The organism is Actinomadura sp. NPDC048032, assembly GCF_040653175.1.
GTDB classification, from domain to species: Bacteria; Actinomycetota; Actinomycetes; order Streptosporangiales; family Streptosporangiaceae; genus Spirillospora; species Spirillospora verrucosospora.
The window spans coordinates 1-7977 of sequence record NZ_JBEZJP010000385.1 but is presented as its reverse complement, the minus strand read 5'-3'; the positions used below and the strand labels follow the sequence as shown (position 1 = coordinate 7977).

Below are 7977 nucleotides of genomic sequence, written 5' to 3'. Positions count from 1 at the left end.
AGCTCCGGCGCGTCCAGCCGCGGGCTCCCGCCGACGGCGTTGAGCAGGTTCGCCGCCAGCACCAGGTGCAGCATCTCCTCGATGAAGACGCCCGCCACCGCCTCCGCGCCCTCGGGGTTGCGTTCCGGGTCGAGCGAGTAGAGCGCGCACAGGTACGGCGGCAGGGTCGCGTGCTCCAGCTCGATCGCCCACTGCAGGTGCTCGCGGAGATCGTCGAGCGTGGCGATTCCGGTCGACGGGACGGGGACGGGGGCATGCTGCCGCCCGGGTGGGTGGTTCATGAGTGCCTCGCTTCGGATGTCGTGAGGTGGGGCAGGGGTCAGGCGCCTTCGCCGGGGCCGTGCCCCCAGGACCGGAAACCGGACTCCAGTTCCTCGGCCGCGCCGAGCAGGTTGCGGAGCTCGACCTCCTCCGCCTCGGCCTCGGCTGGGTCGAACAGCCACTCGGAGACCGGCTGCGCCGCGACCCGCGCCGGGTCGCTCGCCTTGGCCAGCTCCAGTTCGGCCTCGACCTCCGCCTCGAACTCGATCTCGAACTCGTCGCCGGTCGGGGTGCTCATCGGTCCTCCATGCGCGGATCGTTCGGATGGCCGCCCGGCCGGACGCCTGGTCGCGTGGACCAGCCGCACGGAGATCTGCCCGGAGGCGAACAGGCGGGTGAAGGTCTCGCTCTGGCGGGCGGCCAGAGCGTGGGCGCGGTCGGCTCGGTGCCGGCCCGCGACGGCGGCGGCGACCCGCTCGACGCGTCGCTTCCACGACAGCGGCGCGTCGCCGGGCCGGTCGGTCTGCTCGACCACCTCGAAGCCCGCGGCGTCGAGCAGACCGGCGAGCGCCCGCCGGGTCGGGAAGAGGTTGCCCTCCGGGCCCGGGACCCTGGGGGCCCGGGCGACGATGACCAGGAGCCCCAGCGGCGCACCGGGCGGCAGCACCCGGTGGATCTCGCGGAGGACTGCGGCCTTGTCGCGGACGGTGTCCAGCACCCCCAGGCACCAGGCGGCGTCGACCGACCCGGCCCGCAGCGGGATCCGGGCGCCGTTCGCCGCGACGACCGGCAGCCCGAACAGCCGGGCCGCGGCGCGGCACGCGGCCGGGATCGCGTACCGCTCCCCGAGCCGCTCGACGGCGTCGGCGGTCCACCCGGCGACGTCATCGAACTCGGCGACCATCGCCGATGCGGTCATGAGGAGCCTCCCCCGTACGGATCGGACGCGGCGGTTCTCCGACGGCCGAACGTCGGGCATCTCGCGGATGGTCAGGAATCTTCGGAGACCCGCAGGTGTGCGCGTTCGGCGAGTTCGGTCTCGTCCACGAGGGTCAGCATCGGCTTGCCGGGCTCGCAGAACATGGTGACGACGAACCGGACCGGCATGTCGTCGCGGTTGTTGCCGTCCTGGTAGTGGATGACGTCGCCGCCGGGCTCCCAGAACGCCTCACCGGCCGGGATGGGCCGGGGCGCCTGCCCTTCGAGCTCCATCAGCATCTCGCCCTCCAGCACGTAGCCGAACGCAGGGCCGGGATGCCGGTGCGGCGGCGCGCCGGGGTCGCCGGGCGGGTACTCGATGACCACGGTCATGGCGTGCGCGCCGGCCGGGATGAAGGGCGACTCGACCTCCTGGACGGTGGTGAGCGCGGTCTGCCACGCGGTCGATCTGGGCTTCGGCTCGGCGGCGGTGGCGTCAGGGCCGGGCATGGTGGTGCCTCCTAGTCTCGTCGGTGCGGACGGGGGTCACTTGACGGGGTTCGCGGCCAGCCAGTCGACGTACGTGATCTCGCCGAGGGTCGCGGCGCCCTCGTCCGGCACGAGGTCGCGCTCGCGCATCTCGGCGCCGAAGTAGTGCGCGTGCGGGTCGGTGACGACCTCGCGCGGGTCGCCCCACGCGGCCAGCGCCTTGCGGAAGAACTCGTCCATCCGCGACACCTCGGGGCCGGCGATCTGGAGGCGGCCGTTCAGCGGCGCGCCCGCCGCGGTCCGCGCGACCGTCCGGGACACCTCCTCGCCCGCGATGGGCTGGAACAGCACCGGCGGCATCGGGACCGTGTCGCCGCCGGCGGCGGCCTCGTCGGCGATCCGGCGGCCGAACTCGAAGAACTGCGTCGCGTGGATCAGCGAGAACGGGATCGGCGACGCCTCGATCAGCTTCTCCTGCGCGACCTTCGCCCGGAAGTAGCCGATGTCGGGCCGCCGGTCGGTGTTCACGATCGTCAGCGCGACGTGGTGGCCCACGCCCGCCTTCTTCTCCGCCTCAAGCAGGTTGCCGGTCGAGGTCGTGAAGAAGTCCAGCACCGCCGCGTCCTCGAAGGACGGCGAGTTCGACACGTCGATGACCACGGACGCGCCCTCCAGCACCTCGGCCAGTCCCTCGCCCGTGAGCGTGTCCACGCCCGTGTTCGGCGCGGCCGGCACCGCCTCGTGCCCGTGCTGGCGGAGCATCTCCACGGCCTTCGAACCGATCAGGCCGGTGCCGCCGATAACCACGATCTTCATGAGTGCCCTCCTGTCCGCCGGGCCGTCGGTCGCAGCCCGGTCGACAGCTAAGACAGGGCACTCGTCCTGGCTGTGACAGCTCCCGCGAAGATCTCCGGAGCCTGCCCGACGCGGCCGTCACAAAGCCGGGCCCTCGCTTCCCTCCGCAGCCGGACGAGCCCATACGACGACGGAAGCGAGACCGTGCCACGAGCAGGCGGCGCCGCATGCCGTATCCGGATAACCGCGCGGTCGACGAGCCGCACCGCAGGCACGCCCCGTCTGGGCTCGTCCCGTTCCTACAGGTCTTCCCCTGGTCGTCGACGCGCCGGCCGGTGCGGGTGACGAACAGGTGAGCGGAGCGGGGCCTCGAGAAGTGAAGCGGCGGCGGTCTGAGGGCTTTCAGTCCAACAGGGCGCGCAGCGCCAGGTCGCCGATCTGCCGTAGCTCGTCGTGGCTGCGGCCGGCTGCCGCCTGGACGGCGATGCCGTCGGAGATCGTGTGGACGAGGGCGGCCAGGGCGGCCGGTTCGTAGTGAGAGGGCAGGTCGGCGGCCTGCTCCAGCCGCCTGCGCAGCGCCGCCTCACCGGCTTTGCGCGCCGCGACGGCGTCCTGGCGTACGGTGTGCGCCTCCGGGCCGCGGGCGTGCACGCTATTGACGCACAGGCAGCCGTGGGGCGTGTGCTCGCCCGCGGTCAGTGTCACCGCCCCGCGGATCAGCCGCTCGACGACCTCGCGGCCGGTGGGAGCGTCCAGCGCGTAGGCGGTGTAGGCGCCGGGGCCGGTGAGGTAGCGGGCCAGGACCTTGGCGAACAGTTCTTCCTTGTTGCCGAAGGCGGCATAGAGGCTGGGCTTGTTGATGCCCATCGCGGCGGTCAGGTCGGTCAGCGAGGTGCCCTCGTAGCCATGCCGCCAGAACACCTCCAGCGCGCGGTCAAGTGCGGCGTCTGCGTCGAACGAGCGTGGGCGTCCGCCGGGCATACCGTCCTCCCTACTCTGACCCAGTTCTATACCTTTCGGTACGTTACCTCTTGCGTGAGAGCGTCGCACTGTCCTAGTTTCATACCGCAAGGTACATAACTGAGGGGTGACGCATGATCCGAGTCGGAGTTGTCGGAGCCAGCGGTTGGGCGGACGGCTCGCACCTACCCGCACTGGCCGCGCTTGAGGAGTTCGAGGTGACCGCGGTCGCGACCACCCATCAGGCCAGCGCGGACCGGGCGGCCGCCGCCCATGGCGTGCGGCACGCCTTCGCCGACGCGGGCGAGCTCGCGGCGCACCCCGAGGTCGACCTGGTCGTCGTCTCGGTAAAGGCGTCCGGGCATGCCGCCGTGATCAGGGCCGCGCTCAAGGCCGGCAAGCACGTCGTGTCCGAGTGGCCGTTGGGTGTCGACGCCGACGAAGCGAGCGAGCTGACCGAGGCCGCCACTGCCGCAGGCGTTATTCATGCGGTCGTCCTCCAGGGGCACCACTCGCCGAGCGTGCGCTTTGCCGCCGACCTGTTGGCCGAAGGCCGGATCGGCACGCTCGAATCGGTCGCACTGGTGGCCGAGGGCGCACCCTGGGGTGGCAGTCAAATCTGGCCGAACCTGGTATTCGGCCTCGACCCCTCAGAGGGAACCAACATCCTGACCATCATGGCCGGCCACTTCCTGGCCACACTCGAACGGGTGGCGGGACCGCTGGCCGAGGTCTCGGCACGGCTGCCCCGCACGCACGACCGCGTGCGGGTCGCCGGGACGGAACAGACCGCGCCCAACTTCACGCCCAGCCACGTGCTGCTGCACGGACTGCTGACCAGCGGCGCCACCGCCTCCGTCGCCATTCACGGCGGCAACGGACCCATCCAAGACGCGTTCGCGCTCAAACTCGTCGGCAGCGCCGCAACACTGACCGCCACCCCGGCCCAGCGCGAGACGTACATCCACTGGAACGACTGGAACATCAGGATCGGAGACGACGTACTCGCGGTGCCCGACACCTATCGCACTATCCCCGCCGGCATCCGGTCCGGCCCCCCGGCCAACATCGCGGCCCTCTACCAGGAAGTCGCCCGGGCCATCGAAGAAGACCGGCAGCCACACCCCAATTTCGAGACAGCCCTGCGCCACCACCGGCTCCTCGCCGCCATCGAACGGTCCGCAGCCGATGGAACCGCCCAGGAAATCTCCTAACTCACCCGGCACTGGCAACGGCGGCTGGGCGCTGATGCCCGATTCCGACGGCGCGGAGTTCTTCGTAGGGGCGGGATCGGAATACGCCAGAAACCTCCCGTGGTCTCTCGTAGATGCCGGTCAGGCGGGGGCCTGTAGGGCGGTGAAATCGGCGTGGGCTTGTTCCACCGTATCGGGGAGGCGCTGGCGCTTGTCGTGTTCGGCCAGCGCTCGGTAGATGCTGGCAGGGCTCGGGCTTTGCCCTTTGCGTTTGCCGGTGGGATGATCAGGTCTGGCCGAATGTTTTCGACGGATTCGCCGCGGGCGCGGCGGCGGAGCACGGTGTGCAGCATGTTCTCGGTGATCACCGGGGGTCGGCCGCCGTGGTTTCCTTTGCGGGCGGCGGCGTTCAGGCCTTCCAGGGTGGCTTCGCGGATGTTCTCGCGTGCGGTTTCGGCCATCGCGGCGAAGAACGCGAACGGAGACTTTCTCGGCGAAGATCTTCTCGCGCGGGATGCCAGCCGCGGCCAGGGCATCGAGTTGAGACTGTAGTTCCTGAGTCAGGTGAGAGCAGCGGGCGTAGCCGATGCGGATGTCCGCGCTCGGCGTGTCCGCCGGGATCGGCGTCGGCGGCGGAGTGCCCGGCTTGACGGCGCGTCGCGGGCACGGGTGGCGCTCGACCTCATCGGCACCAACCGTGTGAGAACGAGTTGTGAGACGAGATCCGCCCCGCGTGGCGCTCTGTCGGCCTGCTGAGCGGGCGCTTCTCAGAATGGGACCATTTGTGAGAGCCGCGGCGCGTACCGAGAATTGCGCCTGAATACGCTTGTCCTTGTGCAGGGTGGTGTCGGTGCCGCAACGGTGCATCGCCGTACACGCCAGGTGCGACGGGGTGCCCTCGTGGTACATCGCCTCGGTGAGGATGCCGACCAGGCCACGGAAGATGCTGATGTGGACCACGGCACTGCGCATCCAGTGGGTGAGGGCATCCAGCGGATCCCTCGCGTCGGCGAGCGTGCGGGCCTCGGCGATGAGCGCATCGAGGCCGTCCCTGGTGGCGGCCTCGACGAGTGCGGCTGTCGCGCGACGGGATCCGCCGCGCCACCGGCTGGGAGACCACCACGCCCCTGAACGGGCAGCGCTGCCTGACCCGCGCCGCGTTCGACGCCGCGCTCCTGCTCGCCGCGGGTTTAGGGGCGAAGACCGCGAGTCATTCCCGAGAAGAGGGACCAGGCCGCCAACCGGAAGAAGAAGGCCCCTCAGGCGGCCGGCCCGTCAACCCCGTCACGGTGGTGGACGGACTGCCCCAAGGGTTCGAGGCAAGAGGCGGGTCAGCGGTCGAAGACGTTGCCGGCGAGCTCGGCGAGGACGCGGTTCTCGACCTGGGTGGGGGCCGCTCGACCAGCGAGGCGATGCGGCGCCGGGACCCGCTCGTCACAGCTCACGGGCCTATGACCTGGCTTTATAGCGTCACCGTCGACATGGGGGCGGCATGCCATCGCTCGCGCCGCAGCGGCAGGGCCGAGAAGCTCGCACAGCCCTGACCGGCGAGAACTTCTTGATCCTTTGTGGCTCACTATTGACAGTGCAGTGTGTCGTGTCTCAAAATCCACAGCAGTCGCAACCGAAACCCCCCCTTCTCGCTCAGCATGAATCCGTTCCTCCGCCTGCCCCGTCACGGCATGGACCAGCCCCGACAGACCGGTTGCCGCCCCGCCGGGCAGGGACCACGAACGGACTCATCACCTCTGGTCGGACAACGCCCACCAATCCATTTGTGATCTAGCAGCTCGTGTCGACACGTACGCGATGTCCCGAGCAAGACCCGGCCCGATCCGATTCCACGAACAACCACGCCCGAAAGAAGGAAAACCCATGCGCATGCGCAGCATGGCCGCAGTAGGAGTGCTCGCCGGCGCTCTTACGGTCGGCGTCACCGGAACCGCCCAAGCAGCAGCCCAGAACGGCGTCTGCGAACCCGGCGAAGTCTGCTTCTTCTGGGGGAGCAACCTGTGGGGATCCCTGTCGGACTTCTCCGCCCCGGTCGGCGACTTCGCGCCCTACAGATTCATCTCGCCCGCTCCCGGCCAGGGACAAGGGGTCAAGAACAACGCCGCTTCCGTGTGGAACAGAACCGGCCTGAACGTGCACGTCTGCTACAGCGAGTGGTACAACGGCTCGTGCGACTGGGTCGGATACCAGAGCTGGCGCAATCTGAACTACACGTTGAACGACAACGCATCGTTCCGTTTCGTCTAGGAATCATGCGGCCCGCTGACGTCCGGCGTCTCCGGGCCGCTCAGACGAACAAGCAGAACGCGCACCGGGGGACGACGGCCCGGAACACGACAACCAGCCCCCGAACCCAAGCCTCGGCGGTCCAACCACAGAACGATCATGCCGACCACGGCGAGCGGGACGCCGAAGCTGCCCAGCGTCAGCCAGAACGCGGCCATGGCCGAGCTCATGTCGGTGATTCCCTCCTCCGGCCGCCACAGCCGACCGGTGAACCACGAGTCGGCATGGCGTCCCGCCGTCAGTAGCAGCCCGCCGAGTGTGTGCCCGGCACCCAGCAGGATGAGAAGCAGACCTGCCCACCTGATCATGTGCGTCTCCCTGAGATATGGAACTCTCAGGCCCAGGGCGTGGCCGTGTAGATCAGCGGTACGGCGATCGCGACATACGTGGCGTAGACGCCCCAGCGGGCTGCGTCCCCCGCGGGCGAGTCACCGCAGTGCGCGCACCGCCAGCCCGCCGTACGGCGCTAGGCCAGCGCTGCCGCCCCCCACAGCAGCCCGCCGGTCCCGCACACGAGCTGGTTGGCCGCCGGCCACGTGCAGCAAACCGGGTTCCCGCAGGCCAGCCATGCGCTGGCCACGTCCAGCATGCGCGGCTCACCGCACGACCGGCAGCGCAGGTCCGGGCAGGGCACCTCCGGTAGTCCGGCCGTCCCGGTCAGCGCGCCGAGCGGCGGGTCGGTGGGAGGCGGAGACGATCCGGGGGGTAGGGGAGAGGGTCATCGGGCCTCCGATTGTCTCTGTGCAAGCTACCGGGGGTAGTCAGCCATCATCGGCCGTCGGGCGCCGCGCGCGCGGCCTGTTCGGCGGCGTGCTCGGCGGTCTGGGCGCGTTGCTCGGCGGCGGCCGCGCGTTCGCGCTGCGTGCGGGCCTCGGCGCGCGCTTCCTCCAGCTGGCGCCGCACCTCGTTCATCGCCGCGTCGGCGGCCGCGCGGGCGGCCTGCAGGTCGGCGCGGGCCTGCGCGGCGTCGGACGGTGACCAGCTGGGCCCGCACTTCCTGCGGCCGGACGCCGAGATCGTCATGATCGAGTCGCGGGCGGTCCTCCGGCGGCGCCGCTTCCAC

General features: G+C 70.3%; 11 protein-coding genes and 1 pseudogene. 4 read left to right on the top strand and 8 right to left on the bottom strand.

Going from position 1 to position 7977, the window contains the following annotated elements; all coding sequences use genetic code 11:
* From AB0C69_RS33795 to AB0C69_RS33775, 5 genes are all read right to left on the bottom strand, one after another.
* On the bottom strand, nucleotides 1–281 hold a 281-nt coding region (locus AB0C69_RS33795), incomplete at its 3' end, for a ferritin-like domain-containing protein (RefSeq protein WP_360359000.1).
* 38 nt (nucleotides 282–319) lie between these two features.
* Nucleotides 320–1180, bottom strand: coding sequence for a methyltransferase domain-containing protein (locus tag AB0C69_RS33790; RefSeq protein ID WP_360358998.1), 861 nt, complete (start codon nucleotides 1178–1180; stop codon nucleotides 320–322).
* Between the two features lie 71 nt (nucleotides 1181–1251).
* Nucleotides 1252–1689 carry a cupin domain-containing protein gene (locus AB0C69_RS33785; RefSeq protein ID WP_360358996.1) on the bottom strand — a complete coding sequence of 146 codons (438 nt, stop codon included), beginning with the start codon at nucleotides 1687–1689 and terminating at the stop codon, nucleotides 1252–1254.
* Between the two features lie 36 nt (nucleotides 1690–1725).
* On the bottom strand, nucleotides 1726–2484 hold the full coding sequence (locus AB0C69_RS33780; RefSeq protein WP_360358993.1) for an SDR family oxidoreductase: 759 nt from the start codon (nucleotides 2482–2484) through the stop codon (nucleotides 1726–1728).
* Between the two features lie 381 nt (nucleotides 2485–2865).
* Entirely contained in the window at nucleotides 2866–3444 is a 579-nt protein-coding gene (locus tag AB0C69_RS33775; protein WP_360358991.1) for a TetR/AcrR family transcriptional regulator, read from the bottom strand.
* A gap of 113 nt (nucleotides 3445–3557) precedes the next feature.
* Between AB0C69_RS33775 and AB0C69_RS33770 the strand changes: the two genes are divergently transcribed.
* From AB0C69_RS33770 to AB0C69_RS33755, 4 genes and pseudogenes are all read left to right on the top strand, one after another.
* A complete protein-coding gene (locus AB0C69_RS33770) occupies nucleotides 3558–4637 on the top strand; it encodes a Gfo/Idh/MocA family oxidoreductase (protein WP_360358989.1) in 1080 nt (359 codons plus the stop codon).
* 330 nt (nucleotides 4638–4967) lie between these two features.
* Nucleotides 4968–5168 carry a hypothetical protein gene (locus AB0C69_RS33765; RefSeq protein WP_360358987.1) on the top strand — a complete coding sequence of 67 codons (201 nt, stop codon included), beginning with the start codon at nucleotides 4968–4970 and terminating at the stop codon, nucleotides 5166–5168.
* Between the two features lie 518 nt (nucleotides 5169–5686).
* A pseudogene (locus AB0C69_RS33760) lies at nucleotides 5687–5821 on the top strand (glycosyltransferase family 2 protein); the annotation flags it as partial.
* Between the two features lie 670 nt (nucleotides 5822–6491).
* Nucleotides 6492–6875: a peptidase inhibitor family I36 protein gene (locus AB0C69_RS33755; RefSeq protein ID WP_345181903.1), complete on the top strand. Its 384-nt coding sequence runs from the start codon at nucleotides 6492–6494 to the stop codon at nucleotides 6873–6875.
* Here AB0C69_RS33755 and AB0C69_RS33750 read toward each other — a convergent pair.
* From AB0C69_RS33750 to AB0C69_RS33740, 3 genes are all read right to left on the bottom strand, one after another.
* Nucleotides 6872–7222, bottom strand: a complete 351-nt coding sequence (locus AB0C69_RS33750; protein ID WP_360358985.1) for a hypothetical protein — start codon at nucleotides 7220–7222, stop codon at nucleotides 6872–6874. The genes AB0C69_RS33755 and AB0C69_RS33750 overlap by 4 nt on opposite strands.
* Before the next feature lie 158 nt (nucleotides 7223–7380).
* On the bottom strand, nucleotides 7381–7548 hold the full coding sequence (locus tag AB0C69_RS33745) for a hypothetical protein (protein WP_360358983.1): 168 nt from the start codon (nucleotides 7546–7548) through the stop codon (nucleotides 7381–7383).
* A gap of 134 nt (nucleotides 7549–7682) precedes the next feature.
* On the bottom strand, nucleotides 7683–7977 hold a 295-nt coding region (locus AB0C69_RS33740; protein ID WP_360358981.1), incomplete at its 5' end, for a hypothetical protein.